The following is a 25,621-nucleotide window of genomic DNA, read 5'->3' on the forward strand; positions in this document are numbered from 1 at the left end:
TTCTGTTCTTCGGCTTTCTTCTGTTCTTCTGCTTCAATTGCAACGTTTAATTGTTGCTGAAGAGCCTGAATTTGCTCATCAATAGCTTTCAAGCTAATTTCTTTCTCAATATAGTCACGCTTCTCTTTGATACTGCGGAAGCCTTCATTTACATATATGGACACTTGCTGCATCGACTCATCTTTATTTACCTTTAATTCTTCTTGTATTTGATTGTAAGGAGCTTCTATTTCAGTATATACATTTTGCAGGGCTTCCTTCTCAGCAACAATTTTCTCACGCCCTTGTTGCCATACAGAAATCGCCTGTTTTATTTCTTCAATAGAAGTTGCTTTCGATTTTCCCTTCATCGTTCCATACTCACGCTCAATAAACTGTTTATGTTTCTCAGATTGCTCTTTTAACGTATTAACTGTTTTCGGAAATATAATTGCTGTAGAAAGCGTCGCTTCTACTTTCGTTTCATGAATGAACGCCGCTTCTGTATGCGTCATAATTTGAGATCCTAAATAAAACGTAATAGAACACATACACGGCAATATAAGCATCTTTTTAAAATTACGCGGTCTTTTCAGCATCTTAATCTCTCCCATCGAACATTACGTTCTTTATACAGAACATTATCTATATTATAGTAAAGAACTATTAAAATTGATAGACAAATACTAGAAAAATAGAAAAAGGGCTATCCATGTGATAGCCCTTTTTCTTATTATCTTTCTTCACCTGCTGTTTGTTGTGCATCAAACGTCCAATTTAATTGTAACTTATCGCCTTGGAATTGATTTTGATCTTTTCCATTATCAACGAACTCGAATTTCACTTTGAATTTATCAGATTTACCTGCTGAAATACCTTTTTCATCCCAGAACCAAGCCGATAAATCATTATCTACAGCTGTAAGTGTGTCACCTTTTAATTTATCTAAAGTAGTTTGTTTCACAATTGTCTCATGCTTATCTACATTTTTTAAGAATGTTACTTTAATATGTTTACCAAAATCATCTTTATTGTCTTTCTTTACATCTTCTACATTATAATCTGTTTTCAGTAGAACCTTTTTAATATTTAAAGAGCCTTTATTTTCTAGTTTAAATTCTTTTTCAATTGTATCCCCAGGTTTTAAATTCGATACGTTAACAACTGTTGATGGATTTAATGCTAAATCCAGTGTTCCAGCCGCAAATGTATTATTTGACACTTCTTTATCACTGAAAAATGCAAATGTTCCTCCACCAACTAAAGCTGCTCCTAATACTGCTGATGTAATACCCATTCCTAATTTTTTCTTTAAAGTCATGTCCATATCCCCTTAATATATATTTGTTAACTTCCTAAACGGAAAGTATAACCAAACGAACTAGACGGATTGTTCTACTTTTTTATCTTTCTTTTCTCCGTCAATGCTACGAATAGCACCAAAAATAGAAATCGCGGAATACCCAAGTAAAAAGACTCCTGGAATAATAAGAAGCAATGCTGCTCCCGCTTTTGAATTCGCATAATTCAGTAAATAACCAACATACGGAACTGTAATATCTGCATACTTTCCAACTACATTTTCTGCAAGTACTGGCTCTAAATCTGGTCCGTTGTTGTTATCCCCTTTTGTTTCATACATTACTTTTCCATTTGTATCTTTCACACCGATAATACGGTGAGTGATAATTTTTTGATCTTTCTCTTTAAAGGTAATAACATCACCTTTTTGATATTTAGAACCATCTTTGTTTGGTTCTATTGCAATGATTGATCCTGTTAAAAACGTCGGCTCCATTGATCCTGAAAGAACGCTCTTAAATTGATATCCCATCACTGTCGGATCACCACCGCTTGCTTTTGAAGAAATAACTACAAAAGCTAAAAAAACCATCAATGCAAATAAAACAAATGAGATCGCGTTGCTAATTATCTTCCATATTAATTTCATCGTCTCTCTCCCTCTCCGTTGTTTTATATTATTTGAAGTATGCAATATCCACTTTGTTCTTTAACAAGAACACAAGTAAATGATATAACGAACTTTAAGTTATTGCAATAAGAAAATTTACAATTATTAGTTATTTAAAATATAGAAAAAAGACTGTTCCAAAATTTTACACAGTCTTTTTATTAGTAATTTATTTACCTTCTGATTTCATTCCTTTTGTATTTCGGCGCAACACTACATATAAAATTGCTCCAAATAATATAATCGCACCTATCCCAACACTTATTACTTTCACATTTGAGTCTTTTACTTCAGGCATAGTTGTATCTTTTTTAGGCATCGTAAAAGTGACATCTTCTGTTGAAAGAACATTTACCGTCGCAATTGTTTGATTATTTTTCGTAATATCAACTGCACCAACTACCTCACCACGATGTATCCCTTTATGATATAAAGATTCTTTATCTAATGAAGCCGCCCGGAAAATAGTTTTCACATTTTTCCCTTCATCTTTCTTAAGCATAAGCTCCGCACTTTGTTCCAACTCAGAATTAACATCTTTATTTAAATATGTTGTTTTTTGATGCCAATTATGTTTATCAAGCACCATTTGCTTCGTAAATTGACCGAAAGAATATTCCGCCATCTGCTTCAAATCTTCATAAATTTCAGGTCTTTGAGAAGCCATTACTACGCTTATAATACGATTTCCATCTTTCTCATTTAATAAAACAAGTGTATTACGTGCTTCATTCGTAAACCCTGTCTTACCGCCAATGCTATATGGATTTTCAAAAAAATTAGATTTATTAAAAATAGACACCGTCTGCCTAGACGTCGTAACTGTCGTTCTTTTCGTATTCATCGCTTGTAAAATTTCAGGATACTTTTGCACACCCTTCGTAATCATAGCCATATCATACGGCGTCGTATAATGGTTCGGATCATGCAATCCATTCGGTGTTACAAAGTGGCTATCTTTCGCCCCTAATTGCTTCGCTTTTTCATTCATCATATTAGCGAAATTCTCAACACTCCCGCCAATCCGCTCCGCAATCGCATACGACACATCATTCGCACTCAGCACCATTAAAATCATAAGCGCAGTATTTCTATTAATTGTCTCTCCAGGTTGAAACTCAATTTGATAATTACTCTTCTCTTGATCTAATGCTAATTGTGAAAATGTAAATTGATCCTCTGGCTTTGTATGCTCCATGAGTAAAATCGCTGTTAACACCTTCGTCGTACTAGCAGGAAATGCGCGGTGATATGCGTTTTTGTCATACAAAACATCTCCTGTTTTTGCATCAATTGTCGTTGCAAACTGACTAAAAACATTCGGTCCTTCCGCAGGTGGTGGTGCAACTTGTTCTGGATTTACTCCAATATTCGTCTCAGCACGCAATGTTATGGGCGTCAAAAAAAACGAACAAATAACTGTAATAAAAACCAAAATTTTCTTATAATTTACCATATGACTCTCCCTTTTCCATTTACTCCTTAACAAAATAATAAATCTACCAATCATATGTAATTTGTATTATATTGGAAGAATTTTCACTATTTTTTACTATATCATACTTTTACGATAAAGAACATAAATATACAATAAAAATAAGAAGGAATTACTCTTTCTTATCCTTCTCATCAATCAACGAATCTATTAACTTTTGACTAGCTTCCTCGGGCGTAATCTCATCTGTTATTCCCATAAACGACCAACCTTTAGAATCAACCCACTCAACAAACTCTTGTAAAAATTCATCATGTGTAACATCCACATCAAGAATCGATCCATTAATCGAAATCGTTCTATTTTTAGACACGCGCATCTTGAACGTTTTTCTTACCATTACAACTTTTCTCCCTCTACTTCTGAATATTTATAAAGTGAAACTTTCATCAACCCTCACGAATCGGACTTTTACGGGCATTCCGACCCGAACCTAACTTCTTTACTTTTGCTGAATTTCGAGGTAAGGGATCTTACTGCCCGCAAATAGCGAGATAAAATAATCATGTATCTCTGTTATACATGATTTTCAGTAAATTGTAAAAAGGATATATTGGCCAATTGGTATATTGAAACTGAAAATCTATCATTCTGCAAAAATATCAAATGATATGTAATTGTTCATAAATGACTGAATAGATTCACATAAAAATAAAACAACTTACATTTTACCACACCAAATACAAATGACTTTCTTACAATGGAATGGAGTATACTAGAAGAAAACTTAAAATGAGGAGGAACCTCATGACGCGTTGTACGTATTGTAAAACGAAGTGGACAATAAAAGATGTATGGGCAATACTCGTGACATTTGAAAAGGATTGTCCGTATTGTTTTATGAGACAATATCTATCAAAGAAAACGGTGAACGCTATGCCAGAACTTATAAGCTTACCTTTACATTTCTTACTCCCTTTTCTTGTTGATTTGAGTGCTGAAGGTCCTTTGGATTGGTATCGTAAATAATATAACCACTACATCCAAAGACTACTTTCTACTAAATTCGCTTCTCATCATTATTCCTTCATACATTACTAGCATAATCGCTTATACTTTCCCTTTTGAAGATTCTGTAGCTCAGCAGGAAGAGCGTCCCCTGAACAAGGTTTATCAATTATGACTTTAATAAACGATGATATATGCATACTGTTAAGCATAAAAAATTAGCATTAAGTTCCACTCAAATATTAATTGAAACCCCACACTCCATTTAATCTGTAATCTAGAATACAAGCAGTGTTTTTTATTATGCATTTTTGCATACAGTATTATTTTCTCTTGTAAATAGATAATAATGTTATATAATAAAACCAATGTTTTACCAATAAAAGGTAATAAGAAGTAGTGAAATAAGTAAATAACCAAAGCGTATTAACAGATTTGTTCTATGTAAATCATGATACATATATGGAATCAAAACTATGAAATTTTATGTAGTGATTAGATTACTACAAGATGAAAGATTCATAGCGAATACACTTAAGGAAAAAACGTTCCATTAGATTAATGTGATATCTATCGAACGAATTGAGAATATACTTAGGGGGAATTTCAAGTGAAAACATTTGGTAAAGTATTATTAACTGGCGCATTAGCTTTAGGCGGTTTAACGGTTATGAACATTGAAACACCAAAAGCACATGCTGACGAATGGGATGGTTGTCATTACATTTGTGGTCCTGGTGAAACGGTGAACGGTGTTACAGTTCAGGTACACTCTACACAAGTTACTTTTGGTAACAGCGTAATTGCAAGAATTACAAATGACCGAGCTGAAGAAATTCATTACAATGTCAGCCTTGAAAAGAAATATGGCGATAGATGGGGAGAATTTGAAACCAACTTCCGTTGGCAAAATCAATGGGTCCCAGCTGGAAGCAATGATGAAATTGCAACTTTCACAGGATATGGCGATGATATTTATGAGGATGGAACATATCGTTATAAAGTCGAAATAAAAGGCGCTGACGGTTCTATTGATACAATTTACACAGCAGGAATGACAGTTACAGGACAATAGCTTATGAACAAGCTCCATTATTTATGATTGTATTTTTGAAAATATCATTGATAATTGCGTTGATATTATTATTAAAATAAGCTCTTCGGGGCTTATTTTTTTATACAAAAATTAGAATATGAATATTCAGAAAATTACACCTTTACACCATTAAAGTTTGTTGCTATTATAGGAATACATCAAATGTTACAATACTCAACAAATTGTACAAATTCTCCGATTACACGAATGAAATGAAAATACATTGCTGATGGTAACATTTATAGTTGGGATCCCGTAGCTCAGCAGGGAGAGCGCCACCTTGACAGGGTGGAGGTCGTGAGTTCGAGCCTCTCCGGGGTCATATTTGTAGAAACCGTGTCAAATCAACATTTGATGCGGTTTTTATTTATTTACTTTCATACTCTATAAAGCTAGTGGTCACAGAATTGGTCACATTCCCTACAAAATCTCTTCTATTTTGTTAACTGCATCCTCTTGCATCGTTGGTAATACATGTGAATAAGTGTCTAATGTGATTTTGATGTTACTATGACCTAACCGTTCAGAAATCACTTTCACATTCACACCTTTAGCTAGTAGTAAAGTTGCATGTGTATGACGTAAATCATGGAATCGAATCTTTGGTACAGCCGCTTTCTTAATCAAAGCGTTTAAACTTCTTCTAACATTAGCAGGATTGATTGGCGTTCCAGAAGGAGTACACATCACCAAGTCATTGTCTTGGTATTCCTCACCTTGACTCAGCTTCTCTTTTAATATGACTGCTCTGTGTTTCTTTAGCTTTGCTACTGTCGATGCAGGTAATAGTATCTTTCTTAAACTTGCTTTTGTCTTTCCTCCAAGCAAGAATGTTTTCCCATCATGACTTAGCGTTTGATTAATGACTAAATGTTCCTTTTCTAAATCAACATCTTTCCATCGTAAGCCTAGCAATTCACCTTGTCTCATTCCAGTTACAAGAGCTAGATGAAAGACAATAGAATACCTACTGTCCTGCGCAGATTTTAAGAACAACTGTACTTCCTGTTCGTTCCACACCGTTAACTCTTCCTTATCACTTTTAGGCAACTTAGTTTTAGCTGCGACATTTTTGGTAATCAGCTCCAAATCTATTGCATGCTCAAGGGAGTTCCGAATGATTTTGATTATCTTCTCGATTGTTCCTCTCTTTAAACCTTCGTTCCGCAGCGAATTGACGTAGTTTTGCATATGCAATGATGTTAACTTGGCTAATTTGACATTGCCTAGAGAAGGAATGATACGACTGTTTAAATACCCTTTTAGTACCTTTGCGGTTTGGATACCAACACTATGCTTCTTTGTATTAAACCAGCTCTCAAGATATTCACCATAAAGTAGCTTACTAGGTTCTACATATGTTCCAGTATGAACTTCTGAGAGTAACTTTGTTAAAGCATTTTCTGCTTCTTTTTTAGTAATGAATCCCCTCTTCTTCTTTTGCTTTCTTTTACCAGTTAAAGGGTCAATACCAATATCTACAATATATAAATACTTTCCTGTTTTCTTATCTTTTTTGACGCTTCCATTCATCGTTAAGAACCTCCTTGGAGTCCTTAACTGGGCTGTATATGGTAATTTTATTATAGCGGATATTCTCAGTGTTGTAGGATAGAATTTTACGTCAAGCCTGTATAAATACAACTGGACGTTAATGACATATATTTTCTAACAAGTGGGGAGGGAAATGAGAAGGATTTAATTCTCTTGATGCAGTTTCCTAAATTTAAAGACGACTAACTCATTTAAATAAAAGTCAATACTTTTATCAAACTTCAACAAATCGAGTAGGAGGAGGTGATTAACCTCCGACCTCTCACACCACCGTACGTACGGCTCCGCATACGGCGGTTCAATTAAGTCTGACGAATGAGTGAATATCTGTTACTCAAGCTTTTAAGCCCTAGGGAATTTAAATAAGAGTTGTCTAGGGTTCTATTTAGGATTGGGCTATTAGAAATTCTCCAATATTTCTTCCATGAATTTCCCCACTCGTATGCTTTTGCTTTTAGGACCCCTAGTGACTATAGTTTCTTCATTCTTGTCTTAAGTGTTTTCCATTGCTTCCATACTTAATAATGTATATAAGTATTTGTTCATATTTTTATTGGTAGGTAATAACATAAAACTAGCTTAACAAAGCTATTGTACCTATAAATCTATATTGAACATTACTTTAGCTCGTTCCTTAAAATTGTTATCTCTTAATTTTTTCTCTATAAAATTTGCAAGGTCGCTATTTGACAAATGTACATATTCTTCATGCACTACCCCCATAAAATTCAAGAAAGTTTCTGGCATTAATCTATGTCTAAAACGAAGAAGTTGAGCTAAAGTCATTGTTTCATCCCCACTATAAAGCAAATTTAATTCTTTTACTTCTTCAGTTTCATATTCCTCAGCCATTTGCTCGACTGCATAAAGAATATTATCCAATAATTCTACATTTTGTCTATTTAATGAAGGGGAGTGTTCATAAATTTGTGGTGTATAACGGTTAAAGTAAGCAGTTTTGATATAAGCTTTCATTAACTCCATGAAATCTTCCCAATCCATATTTTGCTTATTCATATTGTAAAAAGTAAACTCAATACTATAGCGAAGAATATCCGAAGTATTCAATTCCTTTTTTCCTTTTTATACAATTTATTCCTAATTTCACTAATCATCTTTATAATTTCCTCTGAGATTCTTAAACTCACTAATCTTGAATTATTCTCCATATATACCTCCCACATTTAATGACATAACGTAGTACAGTGTAATACAAAATGATGTCACACTTATTTTACAACAAACCTTATAATTATTCCTGCGTAATTTTAGAATTTTTCAATTATTGTAAATTATCATTAAAATAATGTAAAATTATTATAAGAAAACCTTGTTATAGGAGGCTCAATTGATGAAAGAGTATAACAGTTTAACATCAGATGATATAGTGGAAACCGATGTACAAGTGATACAAGCTACCCATAAAGGCGAATGGACTCCCTCTGGTACTGACATAAATATTGAGTGCTATGTCTTAGAGAATGGAGAACGTGTATTCTCTCTAAGAGGCACTGCCAGAACCATGGGTTTAAAAGGCGGCGGAGCTTTAGCTTTACCTCGTATGCTAAGCGCAAATTATATACAGGATTACCTTAGCGAAGAAATAAAAAAATGGATGCAAGAAACAAATGAAGGAAAAGTGCAAAAGGTCCGTCCTCCAGAAGGTGGAAATTCCTTTCATGCTTTCAAAGCATCTTTACTAGTTGACCTAGCCGACGCCTTCTATAGAGCTAGAAATAACGGTGTTTTTGATAAACCTAATATGGCTTATCAAAAAGAATTAGCAGAACGTCTGTATAACATCACCTTAGCTTTTTCTAAAATTGGGATAGATGCATTCATTGACGAAATTACTGGCTATCAAGAAGTCCGTGAAAAAGATGCATTACAAAAACTCTTAAGCATTTACGTAGAGGGACTTTTCCAACCATGGGAGCGACGTTTTCCCGAAGAATTCTATAAAGAAATTTATCGTCTAAAGGGTTGGGAATATACAGGTAGCAGCAGAAGACCACATACAGTAGCAAAGATAACTAACGAATTTATCTATAGCTTTTTGCCTGATGATGTAATGAAAGAGGTTCGGGAGCGTAAGACTGGTAATGAAAAACTCCACCAATGGTTAACTTCAGAAGTTGGATTAACCCACTTAGAAAAACAAATTACCTCAGCTACTACCTTAATGCGTGCGAGTGAAACTTGGGAAGAGTTTGAAAGACTATTTAACCGTTCATTTAACAGAAAGGTAACAGAGCAGCTAAGCTTATTTTGATAGTAGTCAAAGAAGAAAAAGTTCCTTTCTCTCCATCATAACAAAAAAGGATAGCATTATAACTGCTATCCTTTTCATACGAGTATCCAATTACACACTTTCCCTCATACAAATTAATTAATATCCCCTAAATCCTTTTTAACATTTCAATACAAGCTTGTAATCTCTCATCTCTTTCATCAAGCTTTTTAGAAAAACCTCTTATGTCTGTTTCTATGCTGTTTATTTTTCCATCTATGGTCGAGAATCCTTGTTCTACCTTATTGCTTACATACGATGTTTTTTTGCCTAAATGGAATAGTTTTTCATCTAGCACCTTTTCAAATAGTTCTAAAAACCGCTTTTCGTCCACATATAACACTTCCTTTATTAATATAGAAGTACAAAAATACATCTCCTATTTCTGTTTAGCTACTTTTACAAGTGTCATCGAGTTCAATCTACGGTAGGTGAAACCAAAATTTATAAACCTTCCCTCTTCACCGTAATCCCACATTTTCACCCAAGGATATAGCCCTTCTGGGGGAATCAACAATCTTTCTTCAAGTGGTTTCCCTCTTTTTCACACTGACCGTTCCTTTTTCACTTCAATCCAAAGTGAGTCAAAGTCATGATTGTCACGAGGATTAATTCTATGAGTCTCAAGATAAACTTTGACGTTGCTTAGGGCTTTATCAGTCTTCCTTCTCTAAAATTCTTACGCTGCTTTGTAAGAATCTTACCTTCCTGTGTACGCCCTACGATTACAAAGAACACCTATAAGAAACGCCTTACGCTGTTTAGTTTAGCAAAAGGCGTTTCTTAGATGGATTTTACTTACTTATAGGATTCGTCAGGCGTCCCCCTATATATTTCCAATGATTTCTAACTTGGCGTTCCATAAGATTATTTGTTTTAGAATTATCATCAAATATATGCTGCGCCCTAGACACATAACTCAAAAAGTTACCATGCCCTTTTCGTTTCTTCCCCAGATGAGTGTAATTTTGATAAAGACTCCTTCTGTATGATTTTTGTTTATGTTTCGCTGTTCTCCTATTACATAATCGTACCTTTTTATACGCTCTACTATAGTATTTGAAAAGACTTTTTTCTCTAATCTTGACACTGTTACCATCAAAGGTAAAGCCCAGATAGTCTAAAAAAGACGGTTGTAAGAGTTCATCCAAAATTTTGTTATCAGTATAGATGTACTTGGCTGTTTTCTCTGGTTGAATCTCCAGCCTTGGAGTTTGGTTCTTGATAGCGTCCACATAAGCAGTATGGATATCAAGGACACTAAACTGCCAGTCTTCCTTAAAGGGTATTACTATAATCAAATCATCACAGTACCTTCTGTATAGACCATTATGAACCTTTACATAATCATTTATCATTTTGTCAAAATCTAAAAGGTAAATATTCGAACAAACCGAGCTGATACCCGCTCCTTGAGGAATACCGAAGTTCTCCTTATTAACTTTGATTTTCCCTTTTTTAAACTCTCTGAATTCTTTATCACTAAAATACCGAGTTAAATTTTTACGCTCTTCTTCATCTAGATGTTTTTCATTTACAGCTTTTTCTATTTCATCTTTTTCTACAGCGCTAAATTTTGTAATGTTTTTAAATACAGCATAGTAATCCGCAGGCAGACTATCCACTTTCAATACATCCTGTAATTTGCGCTTTAAATATCTATGGTCTAAATTATCAAAGAATTTAGTGAAATCAGCAACATAAATAAATGCTTGCTGACAACTTTTAATGAAATCAATTACTTCCTTAGCAAAATTTATATTACTTTTCCCTTTGAGATTATTTCTGTATGCCGTTGCTACCTCATTGATTTCTAATTCTTTTACAGTTTCATTGTAGTACTCATTTAGCATTTCACCGTAATATCTATAAATATAACTATCGGTATGAGAAGCGTAATATATATCTCGTTTTTTTACCTTTTTCTCTTTTCCTTCTTTGTTGTATTTACAGAATTTCAATTCATAATGGATGAACGGGTAAAATCCATGCCTAGCTATCCAGCATGGATTTTGTACGTCTTTTTCAATTTTTTCAAATGATATTTTATTATCGAAGTGAGTATATCTTTTAATAGGATACTTCTTTTTATCCACTTGGGCAGAGCCAGCAAGGGTTTGTAATCGTAGCCTATTACTCTGAACCATATCAGTCACCCCTCGCCAGCATACTCCGTTTCATCTGCATCCATTTCTTGAATACAAAGGGACTACTTCTTTCACTAATAAGTTATACTATAGAATATATAGTAGATTGGTTGTTGAATACAAATGGAGGTGTTGATGTCCATATGCAGTGTTGCTTAGCATTAACCTTAGTAATTGCATGCTGGTTGATTACAGCAAGAAATACTCAGTGGTTTAGGCTTGACAACAGTTCACTAATCTCCCTCACAGCAAGTTCTATGAGACTATTACATTATACTATTATTTGGTTTATTTTCCAAGTCGAAAAATTCAAATGATTCAATTTTATTATTCTAACTACTTCTCCTCAAAGATGACTTCGCAGCCTTCCTTCTTCAGCACCTCTGTTTGTACTGTCAGTTCTTGCGCTACTGTCGATACCTTTGCATAACCATATTTCATGGGATTCTCCCCCTCTTATTTATGCCACTATGTTATGATATATTCTGATAACTTGATTTTACTAGGTCGAAAAATCAGTATCAATACTATTAAGTTTTGGCATTCTATATAAAAAAGAGATTAGGTCATTGGACCTAATCCCTCTAGGATACCTCGTTCCTTCACTTAATAGGATTCCTAATTTGACGAGCAATCTGATAATCTGACAAATACCTCTTGATACTCGTCTCTCCTAAATATCCTTCTAAAAACCAATTTAGTTTGTCTAATCCAGCCCTCAAACAGTTGCACCTATGTCCTTTTCTATTTCTATTTTCATCTGTTCTTCAAAGTTCTTCTCATCAACGAACAACAATCCGTAACCCTTTCCTACCTGTTTAATTTTCCCTAGTGTATAATCAAGGTACTCTTTATCTAGGAAAGCTAAATTAATGCTAGATAACGGCTGATGACAAGTCTTGTAATATTCTGTGAAGGTCAGATGTTTAATACATATATAATACTGTTGAGCATAGATAAGAATTGCTAACTTCTGCATACAGTAATCTAATGACTGTTTATTGAATAAGATATCTGTGTACATTTGAGAAATCATAGAAGAATCTGGGCTGAATGCCTCTTTCAATTCTTCCTCCTGTAAAAAAGAAGCTTTCTTCATCTGCCCTTCTGAACTTCTGAACTCCTCAAAAGTATTTCTAATTGCTAATGCGTCAAAGTCTGTTGTAATCCGCTTGACCAATTGCCCTACTAATTTATAATGGTTTAATTCCACGGCTTTTAAAGCCATCTGAAATAGTATAAATAGCACTATCTTCTTTATATGTCCATGTTCCGAATAGTTCGATTTTGATTTTGCCTTATTCATGTGTTCTTGCATAGCAGTCAACACATTATTATTTACCCCTTCAGCAACTCCATTTGATTCAGGTTCATGTTTAACTTCAGACTCTTGACTATCCGCAGTTATTTCCTTAAAAATTCCACAAAGTGAATAAGTGATGCTTGTAATGTCTTTAACGCTATCTGCCTCCACAGCTTCTTTGAGTATAGACTTATATATGTATATAACTGCTACAGTCTTGGCTATATTGAAATCCCGTTCTTCTTCAAGATGCTTTTTGTCACCCTCAGAGAGATAAGAGAGCATTGTACTATTCAATAAATCCAATATACGCCCAATAGGAAGTGATTTTTGCTTATAGGACTTAAGAATCATTTCATCAAGTGAAGTTATGAACCTAGGATAGAGTCCTTTAACTTTGTTTGGCTCTAAAGACTTTAATGCTTCTAAGGCGTCATTTATTTTGACTAATCGGTTTTTTGCAACTAATTTAAAGAGCAAGTCTCCTTGCTTGTTTAAAAGTAGACTATAGAATTCCTCAAAGCCTTTTCTGGATTTATCTGATTTTTGAAATAACCTGTTGGCAGTTGTTGTAAAGTGCTGCTTTTGTCGGGGTGCTTCATCCATTATTAGCGAAAGTATTGCTCCCCATCTCTGTAATTCATGTTCAAACAACTTGTCTAGCCCTTTGTCTAAGGTGTATTCAAATGACTGAAAAATTGATTCTAAATAAGTATTTAACTGCTCGTAGTTGTCCTTCGAATTTACATTTGTATAATAGAGTTCTCGGATTTCCCCTTTAAACTTTCTTCTCTTATGTCTAAATAATAGTCTTATATCAAGGCTCTCAAGCAATTTATGTATTAATCTTACAAAGAAAAGGAAAGATAATACCATTAATACAGACCAAATAACTATAGGGAAGAAGTAGTCTCCAGAGAAGAAATTCCCACTATAGTAACTCTTATTAAACAATATATAACTACCTAAAATTAAGGCAATAATTGTTGTTGACAAGTATCGCCACAGTGGAAATCCTTTTGCTAAATTAGATGAAATACTTTTCTGTTCCTTGTAAATAAAATAGTAGAAGGTTAGTGTAGCTGGTAAACTTATTTTAAATAATTGGGTTACAGAATCCAAAGAAGTAAATACAGCATTATCAATCTCTGCATAGCCCTTTATACTTCCCGAACCGAATGTGAGGAAATTGTATATTGATTCAAAGGATTCTAATGAGTCTTTATGATTATAGGATTTATCCATGAATACAACCATAACTGTTAGCACACTAGAAAGAACTAGAAAACTAAGGAGGGGATGTTTTTCTATAATACCCCTTATCACTAATGTTTTGATTGCTGTATATGTATAAAAAATGCTAAGACATGCTTCACTAACCTTGTCATATAGTTCTTTCCATTTTTGTTTTATAACTTCACCTATCTTTTTTATACCCTCTTGAATCGATTTACTCCTCTCTACTCCCATATTATCCCCTCTATCCCCAAAAAAAATAGGAACTAGTCCCTTTTCAAATACTTTGAATAATAACTTTTCATATCTTCTATATATATTTCATTGTCAGAGGATACATCAGGTGCAACATCCTGTCTTGCCCTTAGCCAAGGTTCTTCTGAATGTGTTAACTTTTCTAATTCCTTAGCATCTTTATCACCATAAATCTGCCAAACTCCATCTAACACCATTAAGGATTGCTTACTAAATCCTTGAACATCTGAATTATGGATATAGGCCGTTATAACTTGATAACCGTATGGACGATAGGTTCTGTAGAGGTCGGGGGAGGCAGGTCCATGAACCCAAGCCTCTAGTCTTTCATTGAATAGTCTTTTCCCTAATATAGCCAAGTGCCACGCTTGAGCATAATAAACCAATTTTTGTAATTTCAAATGTGTTATACTAGTATTAGGTCTTAGGTCATTTTGACTTTTGTACAAAAAATAGACAGCTACCTTAAATACACTAGGAGTCGATTCAATAGTTTCTTCTTGGTCTCTTTTTAGTGTATGCGCTATCATAGTGAACACCCCTCTCTTGAAATTTACAATCAATCGGCTGAATAATCTCTTCATACCTCATCTATATGCTGATAGAGATATAATGTTTCGTATAAGAATTGATTATACATCTTATAAATTCTCCAAAACATTGTAAAATCCTCCAATTGTGGATTCCCGTAGGAATATTTTGTTACAAAAATCCACTCACTGACATTAGACTAACTATTACACACAATTATAACAAATCTAATGATTTTATGATGATATTTAAATGCTTTAATCCTATAGAATCTAAGCCAACAAACCTGTTTCTTTTAGGTTGATACTGGGACAAAGTATAGATTGACCATTAATTAATTAAAAGTATCCCCAGATTTGTTAAAGGAGATACTAATCTGAAACATTCAAATTCTTAGGTTAAACTTTTCAATATATATTTAAAACGGAGAGGTTAAATTGAGGTAAAAGGCGATTGAACATTTAAGCCTATTTCTATAGTAGTGAAAAGGAATTCCCTCCTTTCTGCATAATAAAATCAAAATTTTATTAATCTTTAAAATTCAATTTGGCAATTACATTTATTTTTTATAATTTAATGACCGTCTTTCATAGGTTTCAAGTATTAGGTTATCTAGTAAATTAGCTTTCATTTTTTTTTGAATTATATTGCTTGTGAAGATATTATATTCAGTTAGCAATATCTTACTCACACTCGGTACAGGTATGTACTTGCAAGAGTCATTTACTTCTTGTCTTTCCCCATTTATTAATACTATTGCTTTGAAATTATCTTTCCCCCAAATATTAATATATGCTCCATACCTATAATTTAAGGGTTCTCTCATCCAGTCCTCCTTTAATTTACATATATCAGATTGATTATCATTTTCTGATTTTTTCAATTCAACTACTAAGTAATTCAAAGAATTCGTCCTTCTCTTATGAAAAATAATATCTGGTCTCCTATTATTGTAATTACGTTTTGATACATCTAAATCAACATTTAACCAAAAAATATACTTTGCAATTTCGTTAGACAAATGATAATTAAGATTCCATTCGGTAAAATTCGTCTGGTCAGTATTCTCAAAAATATCTGGTTGATTTCGAAATAGATTTCTTATAGAAGAGTACACTATATCTTTTATTAAATTATTCATATAAAAATAACCCTCCACGCAACTTATTAAATTGAATAGGACAAACAAGCAACTTTTAGCAGTTAATCAAATTCTAAATAGATTTTCCTGATACCACTTCATATACCACTTTTGGGATTCATTCATTAAGATTTTCATTTTATTTTTAATGTTTAAGACCAATCTTGAGTTATCATCTAAATTCGTTGAAAGCAATACTACTCCATCATCATCAAAGCTAATATATGTATCTATTCGTAACCGCTCTTGTGACCTGAAAAGCATTGGTAATACTTTGCTTTATCTCTACTTTAGCACCTATAATAGCAACCAAAAATACAACCTGAAATCTGTAAGTAGATTTTCCTTAACTGTAACTTTAATCTCTGAATCAAGACAGAGAATTATACATTGTTCTCTGTCTTTTTGTATGTACTCTATTCTACAGAAAGTCTTCACTTGTTCAATTCATTTTACACATCTTTGTCTTTGTATCATTCTGGAACATACATCTTCTGTAGCGGCAATAATGAACGAGTTTCATTTGGCATTTTGTCATACCAATACACTATTGAATTCACTAATTCTTCTAAATCAAGTAACTTTACATTATTGTTTCTCGCAATTGATTCTGCTTGTGATGTAAATCCTCCTGTAGATACAAATAGCGAATTAGCATCTATTGGGTGCGCCCCTAACAGTTGTTGGACTTCTGGTCCTCCAGACGTTGATTTGCGATGTTTTACTTGCACCTTTATTATTGGCTTTTCAAAACCAAAGGCATCTCTATGTGCCAATATATCTACTCCACCATCTGGTCCTTTTTTACTTACTTTTACGTTATATCCCATAGCTTGCAGTAATCCTGCAACTAAATCCTGCATTTGCCAAGGGTCTAACTTATCTACTTTATCCTGTATCATTGTTAATGCTTTTTGTACAAGGTCTTCTTTAATAATTTCTTCTTCCTCTGCTTCAACTTCATTAGATTTTGTTGGTATGTCTCCTTTTAATAGACCCTCCAACTCATTCCCCCAATCATCAACTCGAAATACGGTTAATGTTGAGCCTAACGAGTTCTTTGCACCTTGAGACAAATCATCCCGTGGAATTTGTTTACCTTCCCATTCTACACCAATAACATTAGGATAATGGTTGCTAACTACATCAATATCATGTTGATGTGTTGCTATAACTGTTCCAATTAGATACTCCCTTTTATCCTTTGTAAATGTAATTACACGGTCACCTAATTCTACCTCATGACTAAAACGCCAAACTTGGCTTGCCCAATTGAGACGAGTAGGTGGCTTTTCATCTTCATATACCTCATGCGCTTTTTGTATTAATGCTTCTCGAGTTGAATAGCCGTGGGGATTTCCTAACTCTGCCCATCCAATTGAAGCTACTCCCCTTTGTCTCCAAATTGGAACTAAATTGTTATTACTACCTGCTCGAACCATCCACCACTTTGTCATTTATGTATCTCCCTCCTTATTCACACATACAATGAATAATTTACATTTGTATTTGTATTTCTACCACTAAAATAGAATGGTCTGACAAACCATTTAAACGCTCTTGATGTGAAAAATAAGATTCAAGTATGTTTCCTTTTAAAGCTGGGGCAACAAAAACATGGTCAATTCGGAATCCATTCCCCTTCGTGCTGTACCATGAGTAACCAGAATAAGAGCCATGTGTATATCTCCAAGTATCAGTCCAACCTAAATCAACTAATTCTTGCATATACTGTGGTCCGACAAAAGGAGCGCCTTGTGTATCTTCTGCTAGTCCTGTATTATAATCTCCCATTATAACAGCTCTAGAATTACCATTTTCTTTTGCAAAGGCATTTAATTCTTGCCAAAATTCCAGCTTCTCTTGTACATCATTGTTATTAGTTGGAATATGGACTCCAACAATATGTAATTCATATTGGGGTATTCTAATCTCTAACCAACGCTGTCCGTTTCTGTTTTTTTTGTAAAAGGATGGAACAACTTCAAAAGGATAACGAGAAGCAAATAGTAAACTATTTTGCTTAATATCGCCATTACTAGAAATCATATATTCATACCCATTTTCTCTTAGTAATCGCTTAATCTCTTTCCCCTTTTCTCCTTCCCAGTATTCTGTTAACAAGAGTACATCTGGTGAATGTTTACTTAGTTGCTCTACAATTCTTGGGATACGCTTCACTGAACCACCTTGTCTTATATTCCAAGTTAATAATTTCAAACCAACACTCCTTTCACCAATTACGTTAATTGTTAATAAATTTAAGATGAATGGGTAGTCTAACGCATATCAAAATACAATATTCCTGCCGTCCTATCCATGTTTTTTGTTCATTCTGTAATTACCCTTCGGGGTTAATCAAACTTTTCCTACATTAATATTCTATCAAATTCTGCCTCCTTTAATATACCTAACTCCCTTTAATTGAAGAGTTAAAATATGCACACCACACAAAAAGACTGATGAAAATCAGTCTTTAACTCTTGCTTCCTGTTCATTCTTCCTACGAATAAGGGTTCTTTTCGTAATACCTGTCATGGCTTCAACTTCCTTATACGTATGGTTCTTTAACAGCTTCAAGGCATGCTCTACTTGTTGCTTGGAGTGCTTTCTTGGTCTGCCTTCTCTAAAGTCATCTTTCTGCTTTGCAAGAGCCTTACCTTCCTGTGTTCTCTCTACAATAAGGTTTCTCTCCATTTCAGCCACAGCAAGCAGCGTAGTGAGAAAGAACCGCCCCATTGTCGTGTCCTCCAGAAGTCCCACATTCAGCACATGCACCCTTACACCCTTCTGGAACAGACCCTCAATTACTTCAATGCCCTCTTTTGTATTACGGGCCAGACGGTCTAGTTTTGTCACTACCAAGGTGTCACCCTCTTGTAGTTCTTCGAGAAGCTGTATAAATTTTGGACGGTCTGTCTTTGTACAAGTGAACTTCTCTTCGTATATGACCTCGCAACCTTCCTGCTTCAGCACCCCTGTTTGTACTTCCAATTCCTGTGCCACTGTTGAAACCCTTGCATAACCATATTTCAAACCATTTCCTCCTTTAATTTATGTCACTATGTTATGTCACCAATCTATACCTTGATTTTACTGCATCAGAGAACAAGTGACAATACTATTAAGTTTTGTCACTCACAAAAATGGTACTAGTTAGAGTTTACTTTAATCATGAATTGTCAATGATTGTAACATCATATTATAAATATCCGAAAATTTACTTTTGAGGAGTACACTTACATGAGAAAGAGGAAGTATAATTTCTCAACAGAACAATTAGAAAGAATGAAGGTTCTATATGAAGTGGGAAGGAATACAATTGAAATCGCTAAGGAGTTTAAGGTAAGCACGCAATCAATTAATCGTCGTCTAAAAGAATTAGGAGTGAAGATGAGAAAAAAGGGGAAATTAGCGTATTTCTCAGAGCAAACTCTACAGAGTATGTGGAACGACTACTCCAGTGGTAAAACCGTATATAACATTGCGAAAGAGTATGGAGTCAAACCAATTACTATCTATCGGAAATTTAAAGCCGCGGGCTTCAGTGTTTATAGTGCTGGTAATCGCCCCAAGTCTACTTTTAATCAGAAATTTTTTGATAAAATTGATACCGAAGAAAAGGCTTATTGGTTAGGGTTCATCTATGCCGATGGTTGTATCACTAACAATAGAGATTCGTATCTCCTCAAAATTGGACTCTCATCAGCAGATACTGAGCATTTAGAACTTTTTAAACGTGCTGTAGATTCTAATCATCCTACGTACTACTCTTCCTCACATTTGGGCAACAAGAAATTCCTTAACTGTCAAATACAAATATACAGCAAATATCTATGTAGGCAACTAATTGAGAAGGGAGCATTCCCAAGAAAGTCGTTGGTTTTAAAGTTTCCTTCAAGTGAAGTTGTACCTAAAGAATTACTACACCACTTCATTAGAGGATTCTTCGATGGGGACGGATGTCTTAGTTTTCCTCAACGTGGAAAGTCTAATACACTAAGTGACATGATACCAGTTGTTACATTTACCTCTGCCAAGGAAATGTTAGAGGAACTGAAAAAACACATCCCCTCTGCAGGGATTATTAAGGTCAGAAAGCAATCTGGCAAAAGGAATAGCTACGAGATTAGACTAAGTGGCATACGACAAACAAAAGCTGTCTTAGAATACATGTACAAAGGCGCAACAGTTTATCTGCAGAGGAAGCACGAGGACTATCAAAAATTACTTAGTATAGTCGACAGTATAGATGAAAAGCTTGCATTCAGACAGTTAACTACTAAGCAAGCAACTACAATACAAGCTGTTTTCAATAAATATATGGAACTACAGTCTATTCCTGCTGTACTTCGGTTCTTAAGAGAAAATGAATATACAACTCTTCGGGGGAAGCAGTTTTGTTATACTACTCTTTCCTATATGCTAAGTCAAGAAAGCTACACAAAGCCAATGAAAATTGATAATCATATTCTTACTTTAATTAGTACAGAGGATTTTCAAAAAGTGCAAGAAAAACTCAGTGCTAATAGAAACATGTAAGTATCCTAAACAATAAAATCAACATTTTATTACGATTATATAAAAAAAGGATAGCATTGTAGTAGCTATCCTTTTAATTTGTTTTAGTACTATTTATTTCTTTTAATTCCCTTTTCTATTTGCTATATTTCATCCTCTAAACCTCACCCATTATTTACCTGAGGTAAAGCTAGCTTTCTTTCAATTCGCACAAAAGTTTTTGTCATTTCAACTAACATAATAGCTTCTTCAGCTTCAATATTAGGAGGCTGAGTACTCCCGTGTCCTGCTAACGGCTCTGTGTTTCTTCTTCCGTATATTTCAATTATATAATCCAAAATAGGACCTGGAAGATTAGAATCCCTTCGATACCTATCAAAAAAACCTCCGAGTGATTGGTTTTCAATAGTTGTTAAGCCTATCACAACTTTCGCCAATGTTTCAAATATTGTTGCACTTGTATGTAAAACAGCAGCGTAATCCCTCTCAGCAAGTGCATTATCCATTCTCTTAACTAATTTTCTAATATTTGGATGTTCGTCCGAATCATTTACATCCTCTATTTCTTCAATAGGCGTAATGTACACTTTGATATTATTATTATAATTTTCCGCTTCAAAAAAAATAGAAGTCCCATCTTCAAGTAGAATTTCATTAATAATATTAATATCTAACAATTTTTCTTGCAGCATATCTGCCAATATTTCCACTAATTGTGTTGTGTTAGGTCGCCTCATTATAATCTCAATTTCCCCAAGATGCCAAGCATGCTCGGCATCTTGGTATTCACCCATATCGTCTGGCTCTAGTATATAAAGTGGTTTACCAAGAACATTGTTTGCTATGTTTACAAATCTGTTTTGTCTTAATAGATGAAGGTTATTATCATCATTATTAGATGCAACCCTAATCAAACGGGTTAACTTTAAACGTGCCTTGTCTGAAATTACTTCATATTGAAGCCTCTCTTCATCAATTTTTGTTAGTCCTAAAAATTCCATTTTTAATCCCCCTTTATTGTATACGAACAAAAATTATTTTACTTTAATACTTTTCATTTGTACAATAATTTGGTCTTTTATTAATCTTCAAAATACTCTTTTACTGATTTACATTCAGAAGATATAGAACCTGTTCCCATATAAACAGAAAAAGCAGGAAAATAACAGGTCAAATCACTTTGTAATTGATATTAAAAAGAACTTGAAGAGGTTTCCAAGTTCTTTATCACTTATTATGTAACAAAAGCCCCCTCTGTTAATTAAAGAAGATATTTTAATTTGAGTTTCTAATTTCTTCTACAAAGAAGGAGGGGTTGGAAGGATAGTTCCACATTATGGTAAAATAATAGGGTCATAGAATGATAGAATGGGGGTATCATATATAATGGATTACAATAGACTGATGAGAGAAACACCTAAAGGTTATTCAAGACTTGATGATGAAAGTTTTCAAGAATTAGTCCAGTTAGATATTAAAAACAAACTGAATGAACAATCAGCACAACAATTAAGAAAAAATGAAGACTCCGTGGCGAAATGGTTAAAGGAGCTGAAAGCCTTGCACGCTGACCTTTTAGCTCAGTTTATACGGCGAAAAAATGAAGACGATGAATACAAGGCTGAATTGAAATTACGTTACGATGAAAAAGAATTTACTAAGAGGTGGGCAACACGAAAAGCCGAAACTAGCCGTTGGAAGAAAAACGTGGGAAGATATAAAGAAAATTTAGAATTGAGATTGAACGAAGCAAAAGAATTAAACAGTAAATTTAAGCAACCACAACCCATGAAGAAGTCTGATGCCAGCCTTGAACGTGTAAAACTAAAGAAGGCTATTGCGGAAATTGCGGATTTGATGCGTCACGAACAATCTTTTGATGAATTTGAAAAAAATCGCAAAAAAGTCCTTTCAACCATTGAACGTGCGGTTGGAAAATCAATAAGCGAGATGTTCGATAACCAAGACCGTAAAGAAAAAAGAAATGCAGCAAAAGTTCAATAATCATTACACTGAACCGTTATTTATCCATAACGTTTTTTTATAATTGTTTCTGAATAGGCTTATGTAATGATTATTTGAGTGTTGCTTCATGAAACTATTCTGCTTCGTTAGTAAAAAACGTTCCTACTTATTATAGAATTACACCTACAGTTTAAGTACATTCCTTCACAATCAAATAACTTTATCAGATGAAATATGAAATGGGGGAATTAATCCCCCTTAACTTTATTAAGCTAGAATAAAGTTTCAGTTATTAAGAAGCTTTTTGTGAAAACTCCCTAGCAATGTCTGGTAACCTCGAGATTAAGTATCCCGTTGGATTATCTGCGCCACTTGCTTCAAAACCAATTGCACCAAGAGCCTGAACAAGAATGTCTTTACCAAACTCCTTGTATACATTATTAACTACACCAACAGAACGAGCATTTAATTCATAATTAGTATCTCCTAGGATTTCACCATTGAAATATACATGAATTAAAAGATTGTATACATCTTTATCTTTTGCAAATTGATGAGCATAAAACATCTCATCAATTTCATCATCGTATAGCGAAACGATGATATCATAATCATCATGTTTAATAGCACACTTGGCTCTAGCATCAAGTTTACCATATGCTTTAGCCGTCTTCACTGCCATTTTAACCTGTTCAGAATCACCAAACATGGAGTAAATAAGATGTTCTTTCTTCTTGCCTTCACCAAACTCAAATGTAAGCTTTTCAAAGTAGATAACCTCAAGTTCCTTAAGACCATTAATCAATTGAAGTAACCTAGCTTTTCTGATTTTAAGTTCTTTTGTAAGCTTATCAGTAGAATGCCATGTAACTTGTAATACTTCATCTTTTCGTTCAATGTTACGGCTTAACAACAACACGATTGCCATCATATCTTCTCTCTCAAGTTCAGATTCATTTATCATAGTCATATCAACATACTCAGCCTTAAGTAATGTATAGTTATCTTCTGACACTGATTCTTCTGCGACGATATACATAAAGTCATTCTTATTTAAAAAGTCAATATCAGCCTCATTCTTCAATGTGATTTCTGAGTACACCTTAATTAATTTCATCTCTACAAGTATTTTTAATGAATTTCTAACTGATTTGATGTTCGTTGCTACAGGTTTCTTCCCTAATAATTCTAAAATAAATGATATTGGCGTTGGTACACATAATCTCTCAATATTCCATCTCAACGAATATGTGTATATAAACAATGCTCTTTTATCATTTTGTTCAAGCAGCTTTGTTATAACATGATTATCAAGTTTAATATTGTGTTCAAATTTGGTTTCCATAAATTTGTTACTCCTCTTAATTTAGTTTTTTTATGCTGAAAAAGTCGACTGTCTTAGCGATTGTCGCTTTATCTCTATTATACTAAATCGGGGTTAAAATCTTCGAAAGAGCAATGTTTTCTTGATGTTTCAAACATTTTTAGAAGAAATCGAAATCATGAGTTTTAGCAGTAAAATACTGCTGTTTCTCAATATCTGCTTTCAATTGGTCGTGTCAAGGTTTTTTTAAAAAAATATTATTTTCTCATCATTTTTTTCAAATGCTTCATCTCTTAAAAACTCTATCAATTCCCTATTAGTTTACTAAACATGATAAAAACGTTTCAGAATGTGAAACTACCGTTAACCAGACCTCTTTTTAAGTCGACGTAGATTAATACGGTCTATTTAATTCTAATTCAAAAACATTTCAGTATATTTTGATTGTAAAATCCAAAAACTAGGCATCTCTCTTCAGATAAACTCGTTCCTTATAGTTCATTTTCGAGACTAAAGGGAACTATAATAATATTTATTTATTGTTTCCGTTATTTTTTGAAAACCCGAACAACAAATATATTATTATAGTTCCGTTAAGTTCATTTTCGAGACTAAAAGGAACAACAATTAGACAACTGTACTTTCTAGACGTCCATATATAAGCTAGATAAAAAACCAAAGCACAAACTACCTTTGAGTTCCCTGCTTTCAAAAAGCCCTTATGGTTTACTCATGTATGTAACCATTAACATTTCACTTTTCAATTTGGATATAAAATTAATTTATGGCTTATCGTCATTCCAGAGGAAAATTAATGCTAAACCCCGCTCATCCCCGTATATAGGTCGTCTTTTATCCGTCTCGTATCGGAATTTTTTCACATCGTATTGGTGTGTATGTAGGTGCTACCCTCCCTTTTCCTAACAAGACCACTATGAAATGTGGAAAACACCCCCTCCTCTATTCAACTCTTATATGACACACCCATCCTCTCATGACTACTTATAACGCCCTCAATTGCGCTGATGAGTACACAACAACGTCTAGCAAAAATTACAATTGCAATTACAGTTGCCATAACATACTTCGTTCCTTAAAATGATGATATACATGGGAAGGAGTTATAGTATGCCAACTTTTCAATATGGAACTACAGCTATTGAGTATGACATCGAATATGCCGACGATAAGAAAGACGTATCTATTATTGTTGAATGGATGGAAGGCATTCGGCTCATCGCCCCTACAGGCATTACTAATAAACAAGTTGAGGAGATTGTGCGAAAGAAAGCACCTACTATCCTTCAAAAGCTAAAAGAGGTAAATGAAATAACTGAGCCTCCCTTTCCAAAGGAACTTGTCAGCGGTGAAAAATTTGCTTATTTAGGACGAAACTACCGATTGAAAGTATATAGAGAAGAAGGACTACAGAAAGCGCAGTTAAACTTTGTAAGAGGAAGATTCATCGCAACTGTTCCATATGGAATGACTGAGAATGAGAAGAGGCAGCAATTGCTGGATTTGTTTAAGACTTGGTATCTTGAACACGGTAAAGTAAAGGTACAATCACGTTTAAAGCTATATTGCGCTAAGATGGGTGTTACACCTAATGATGTGCAACTAAAGGAGCAAAGAATGCGTTGGGGTACTTGCACACTTGAGGGCAATATCTATTTAAATTGGCGAATTATCATGTCACCAATGTCCATCGTAGACTATGTGTTGGTACATGAACTAGCACATTTAAAGTATATGAATCATAGTAATGACTACTGGAGCTTTGTACGTTCTATCCTACCCGACTATGAACAACGTAAAGAGTGGTTACGTGTAAACGGACCTACTTTAACATTGGAATAATGGG

At 34.0% G+C, this 25,621-nt stretch carries 23 protein-coding genes, 1 tRNA gene and 2 pseudogenes; 7 read left to right on the forward strand and 19 right to left on the reverse strand.

Going from position 1 to position 25,621, the window contains the following annotated elements; genetic code table 11:
• The 5 genes from HMPREF2590_RS03840 to HMPREF2590_RS03860 form a co-directional block, all read right to left on the reverse strand.
• The coding region (locus HMPREF2590_RS03840) for a DUF4047 domain-containing protein (protein ID WP_070861363.1) at window positions 1–593 on the reverse strand (593 nt) is incomplete at its 3' end.
• A gap of 119 nt (window positions 594–712) precedes the next feature.
• A complete protein-coding gene (locus HMPREF2590_RS03845) occupies window positions 713–1,300 on the reverse strand; it encodes a CalY family protein (protein ID WP_000172854.1) in 588 nt (195 codons plus the stop codon).
• Window positions 1,301–1,360: 60 nt separating this feature from the next.
• Window positions 1,361–1,930: a signal peptidase I SipW gene (gene sipW, locus HMPREF2590_RS03850; RefSeq protein ID WP_000767792.1), complete on the reverse strand. Its 570-nt coding sequence runs from the start codon at window positions 1,928–1,930 to the stop codon at window positions 1,361–1,363.
• A 190-nt stretch (window positions 1,931–2,120) separates the two neighbouring features.
• Entirely contained in the window at window positions 2,121–3,407 is a 1,287-nt protein-coding gene (locus tag HMPREF2590_RS03855) for a D-alanyl-D-alanine carboxypeptidase family protein (RefSeq protein WP_000248741.1), read from the reverse strand.
• Window positions 3,408–3,558: 151 nt separating this feature from the next.
• Complete coding sequence (locus HMPREF2590_RS03860) at window positions 3,559–3,786, reverse strand: hypothetical protein (protein WP_000251856.1); 228 nt, start codon at window positions 3,784–3,786, stop codon at window positions 3,559–3,561.
• A gap of 407 nt (window positions 3,787–4,193) precedes the next feature.
• On the opposite strand from HMPREF2590_RS03860, the gene HMPREF2590_RS03865 reads away from it, so the two are divergent.
• The 3 genes from HMPREF2590_RS03865 (at window position 4,194) to HMPREF2590_RS03875 (ending at window position 5,812) form a co-directional block, all read left to right on the forward strand.
• Window positions 4,194–4,415: a hypothetical protein gene (locus HMPREF2590_RS03865; protein WP_000196288.1), complete on the forward strand. Its 222-nt coding sequence runs from the start codon at window positions 4,194–4,196 to the stop codon at window positions 4,413–4,415.
• 589 nt (window positions 4,416–5,004) lie between these two features.
• Complete coding sequence (locus tag HMPREF2590_RS03870; RefSeq protein WP_000846654.1) at window positions 5,005–5,469, forward strand: hypothetical protein; 465 nt, start codon at window positions 5,005–5,007, stop codon at window positions 5,467–5,469.
• 270 nt (window positions 5,470–5,739) lie between these two features.
• Window positions 5,740–5,812 (forward strand) — tRNA-Val (locus HMPREF2590_RS03875).
• 98 nt (window positions 5,813–5,910) lie between these two features.
• Here HMPREF2590_RS03875 and HMPREF2590_RS03880 read toward each other — a convergent pair.
• The 3 genes and pseudogenes from HMPREF2590_RS03880 to HMPREF2590_RS03885 all read right to left on the reverse strand — a co-directional run bounded on the left by HMPREF2590_RS03880 (window position 5,911) and on the right by HMPREF2590_RS03885 (window position 8,061).
• Window positions 5,911–7,023: a tyrosine-type recombinase/integrase gene (locus tag HMPREF2590_RS03880; RefSeq protein ID WP_070861328.1), complete on the reverse strand. Its 1,113-nt coding sequence runs from the start codon at window positions 7,021–7,023 to the stop codon at window positions 5,911–5,913.
• Between the two features lie 323 nt (window positions 7,024–7,346).
• Window positions 7,347–7,559, reverse strand: a pseudogene (locus HMPREF2590_RS30630) (group II intron reverse transcriptase/maturase); the annotation flags it as partial.
• A gap of 82 nt (window positions 7,560–7,641) precedes the next feature.
• Complete coding sequence (locus tag HMPREF2590_RS03885) at window positions 7,642–8,061, reverse strand: hypothetical protein (RefSeq protein ID WP_176748652.1); 420 nt, start codon at window positions 8,059–8,061, stop codon at window positions 7,642–7,644.
• Window positions 8,062–8,395: 334 nt separating this feature from the next.
• Between HMPREF2590_RS03885 and HMPREF2590_RS03890 the strand changes: the two genes are divergently transcribed.
• Window positions 8,396–9,316, forward strand: coding sequence for a P63C domain-containing protein (locus tag HMPREF2590_RS03890; protein WP_070861332.1), 921 nt, complete (start codon window positions 8,396–8,398; stop codon window positions 9,314–9,316).
• Between the two features lie 127 nt (window positions 9,317–9,443).
• On the opposite strand, the gene HMPREF2590_RS03895 is transcribed toward HMPREF2590_RS03890, so the two are convergent.
• From HMPREF2590_RS03895 to HMPREF2590_RS03930, 9 genes and pseudogenes are all read right to left on the reverse strand, one after another.
• On the reverse strand, window positions 9,444–9,668 hold the full coding sequence (locus HMPREF2590_RS03895; protein WP_070861334.1) for a hypothetical protein: 225 nt from the start codon (window positions 9,666–9,668) through the stop codon (window positions 9,444–9,446).
• 460 nt (window positions 9,669–10,128) lie between these two features.
• On the reverse strand, window positions 10,129–11,481 hold the full coding sequence (gene drt2, locus HMPREF2590_RS03900; RefSeq protein ID WP_070861335.1) for an antiviral reverse transcriptase Drt2: 1,353 nt from the start codon (window positions 11,479–11,481) through the stop codon (window positions 10,129–10,131).
• A 339-nt stretch (window positions 11,482–11,820) separates the two neighbouring features.
• Window positions 11,821–11,922 (reverse strand): annotated as a pseudogene (locus tag HMPREF2590_RS28515) (recombinase family protein); the annotation flags it as partial.
• 277 nt (window positions 11,923–12,199) lie between these two features.
• Window positions 12,200–14,254 carry a hypothetical protein gene (locus HMPREF2590_RS03905; protein WP_070861337.1) on the reverse strand — a complete coding sequence of 685 codons (2,055 nt, stop codon included), beginning with the start codon at window positions 14,252–14,254 and terminating at the stop codon, window positions 12,200–12,202.
• 32 nt (window positions 14,255–14,286) lie between these two features.
• Complete coding sequence (locus HMPREF2590_RS03910) at window positions 14,287–14,805, reverse strand: Panacea domain-containing protein (protein WP_083325419.1); 519 nt, start codon at window positions 14,803–14,805, stop codon at window positions 14,287–14,289.
• A 560-nt stretch (window positions 14,806–15,365) separates the two neighbouring features.
• A complete protein-coding gene (locus HMPREF2590_RS03915; RefSeq protein WP_070861339.1) occupies window positions 15,366–15,947 on the reverse strand; it encodes a hypothetical protein in 582 nt (193 codons plus the stop codon).
• Between the two features lie 473 nt (window positions 15,948–16,420).
• A complete protein-coding gene (locus tag HMPREF2590_RS03920) occupies window positions 16,421–17,404 on the reverse strand; it encodes a restriction endonuclease (RefSeq protein ID WP_070861341.1) in 984 nt (327 codons plus the stop codon).
• A 40-nt stretch (window positions 17,405–17,444) separates the two neighbouring features.
• The gene (locus HMPREF2590_RS03925; RefSeq protein ID WP_070861343.1) at window positions 17,445–18,167 is read right to left on the reverse strand and encodes an endonuclease/exonuclease/phosphatase family protein; all 723 of its coding nucleotides are present in this window, start codon (window positions 18,165–18,167) and stop codon (window positions 17,445–17,447) included.
• 249 nt (window positions 18,168–18,416) lie between these two features.
• Complete coding sequence (locus HMPREF2590_RS03930) at window positions 18,417–18,983, reverse strand: recombinase family protein (protein WP_070861344.1); 567 nt, start codon at window positions 18,981–18,983, stop codon at window positions 18,417–18,419.
• Between the two features lie 207 nt (window positions 18,984–19,190).
• Between HMPREF2590_RS03930 and HMPREF2590_RS03935 the strand changes: the two genes are divergently transcribed.
• Complete coding sequence (locus HMPREF2590_RS03935; RefSeq protein WP_070861346.1) at window positions 19,191–20,489, forward strand: recombinase family protein; 1,299 nt, start codon at window positions 19,191–19,193, stop codon at window positions 20,487–20,489.
• A 143-nt stretch (window positions 20,490–20,632) separates the two neighbouring features.
• On the opposite strand, the gene HMPREF2590_RS03940 is transcribed toward HMPREF2590_RS03935, so the two are convergent.
• Window positions 20,633–21,469 carry a hypothetical protein gene (locus tag HMPREF2590_RS03940; protein ID WP_070861347.1) on the reverse strand — a complete coding sequence of 279 codons (837 nt, stop codon included), beginning with the start codon at window positions 21,467–21,469 and terminating at the stop codon, window positions 20,633–20,635.
• Window positions 21,470–21,854: 385 nt separating this feature from the next.
• On the opposite strand from HMPREF2590_RS03940, the gene HMPREF2590_RS03945 reads away from it, so the two are divergent.
• The gene (locus HMPREF2590_RS03945; protein WP_070861349.1) at window positions 21,855–22,472 is read left to right on the forward strand and encodes a hypothetical protein; all 618 of its coding nucleotides are present in this window, start codon (window positions 21,855–21,857) and stop codon (window positions 22,470–22,472) included.
• Window positions 22,473–22,725: 253 nt separating this feature from the next.
• On the opposite strand, the gene HMPREF2590_RS03950 is transcribed toward HMPREF2590_RS03945, so the two are convergent.
• Window positions 22,726–23,778 carry a hypothetical protein gene (locus HMPREF2590_RS03950; protein ID WP_070861351.1) on the reverse strand — a complete coding sequence of 351 codons (1,053 nt, stop codon included), beginning with the start codon at window positions 23,776–23,778 and terminating at the stop codon, window positions 22,726–22,728.
• A gap of 1,107 nt (window positions 23,779–24,885) precedes the next feature.
• Between HMPREF2590_RS03950 and HMPREF2590_RS03955 the strand changes: the two genes are divergently transcribed.
• Window positions 24,886–25,617, forward strand: coding sequence for a M48 family metallopeptidase (locus HMPREF2590_RS03955; protein WP_070861353.1), 732 nt, complete (start codon window positions 24,886–24,888; stop codon window positions 25,615–25,617).
• The last annotated feature ends 4 nt before the right edge of the window (window positions 25,618–25,621 follow it).

Source organism: Bacillus sp. HMSC036E02 (assembly GCF_001836235.1).
Lineage (GTDB): Bacteria > Bacillota > Bacilli > Bacillales > Bacillaceae_G > Bacillus_A > Bacillus_A cereus.

Bases quoted from the DNA above. Each gene is read 5' to 3' on its own strand.
- HMPREF2590_RS03910 (WP_083325419.1), bottom strand. From the start codon at position 14,805: ATGATAGCGCATACACTAAAAAGAGACCAAGAAGAAACTATTGAATCG.
- HMPREF2590_RS03865 (WP_000196288.1), top strand. From the start codon at position 4,194: ATGACGCGTTGTACGTATTGTAAAACGAAGTGGACAATAAAAGATGTA.
- HMPREF2590_RS03955 (WP_070861353.1), top strand. From the start codon at position 24,886: ATGCCAACTTTTCAATATGGAACTACAGCTATTGAGTATGACATCGAA.
- HMPREF2590_RS03935 (WP_070861346.1), top strand. From the start codon at position 19,191: ATGAGAAAGAGGAAGTATAATTTCTCAACAGAACAATTAGAAAGAATG.
- HMPREF2590_RS03940 (WP_070861347.1), bottom strand. From the start codon at position 21,469: ATGGAATTTTTAGGACTAACAAAAATTGATGAAGAGAGGCTTCAATAT.
- sipW (WP_000767792.1), bottom strand. From the start codon at position 1,930: ATGAAATTAATATGGAAGATAATTAGCAACGCGATCTCATTTGTTTTA.
- HMPREF2590_RS03950 (WP_070861351.1), bottom strand. From the start codon at position 23,778: ATGGAAACCAAATTTGAACACAATATTAAACTTGATAATCATGTTATA.
- HMPREF2590_RS03880 (WP_070861328.1), bottom strand. From the start codon at position 7,023: ATGAATGGAAGCGTCAAAAAAGATAAGAAAACAGGAAAGTATTTATAT.
- HMPREF2590_RS03855 (WP_000248741.1), bottom strand. From the start codon at position 3,407: ATGGTAAATTATAAGAAAATTTTGGTTTTTATTACAGTTATTTGTTCG.
- HMPREF2590_RS03915 (WP_070861339.1), bottom strand. From the start codon at position 15,947: ATGAATAATTTAATAAAAGATATAGTGTACTCTTCTATAAGAAATCTA.
- HMPREF2590_RS03905 (WP_070861337.1), bottom strand. From the start codon at position 14,254: ATGGGAGTAGAGAGGAGTAAATCGATTCAAGAGGGTATAAAAAAGATA.
- HMPREF2590_RS03885 (WP_176748652.1), bottom strand. From the start codon at position 8,061: ATGAATAAGCAAAATATGGATTGGGAAGATTTCATGGAGTTAATGAAA.
- HMPREF2590_RS03945 (WP_070861349.1), top strand. From the start codon at position 21,855: ATGGATTACAATAGACTGATGAGAGAAACACCTAAAGGTTATTCAAGA.
- HMPREF2590_RS03860 (WP_000251856.1), bottom strand. From the start codon at position 3,786: ATGGTAAGAAAAACGTTCAAGATGCGCGTGTCTAAAAATAGAACGATT.
- drt2 (WP_070861335.1), bottom strand. From the start codon at position 11,481: ATGGTTCAGAGTAATAGGCTACGATTACAAACCCTTGCTGGCTCTGCC.
- HMPREF2590_RS03920 (WP_070861341.1), bottom strand. From the start codon at position 17,404: ATGACAAAGTGGTGGATGGTTCGAGCAGGTAGTAATAACAATTTAGTT.
- HMPREF2590_RS03890 (WP_070861332.1), top strand. From the start codon at position 8,396: ATGAAAGAGTATAACAGTTTAACATCAGATGATATAGTGGAAACCGAT.
- HMPREF2590_RS03845 (WP_000172854.1), bottom strand. From the start codon at position 1,300: ATGACTTTAAAGAAAAAATTAGGAATGGGTATTACATCAGCAGTATTA.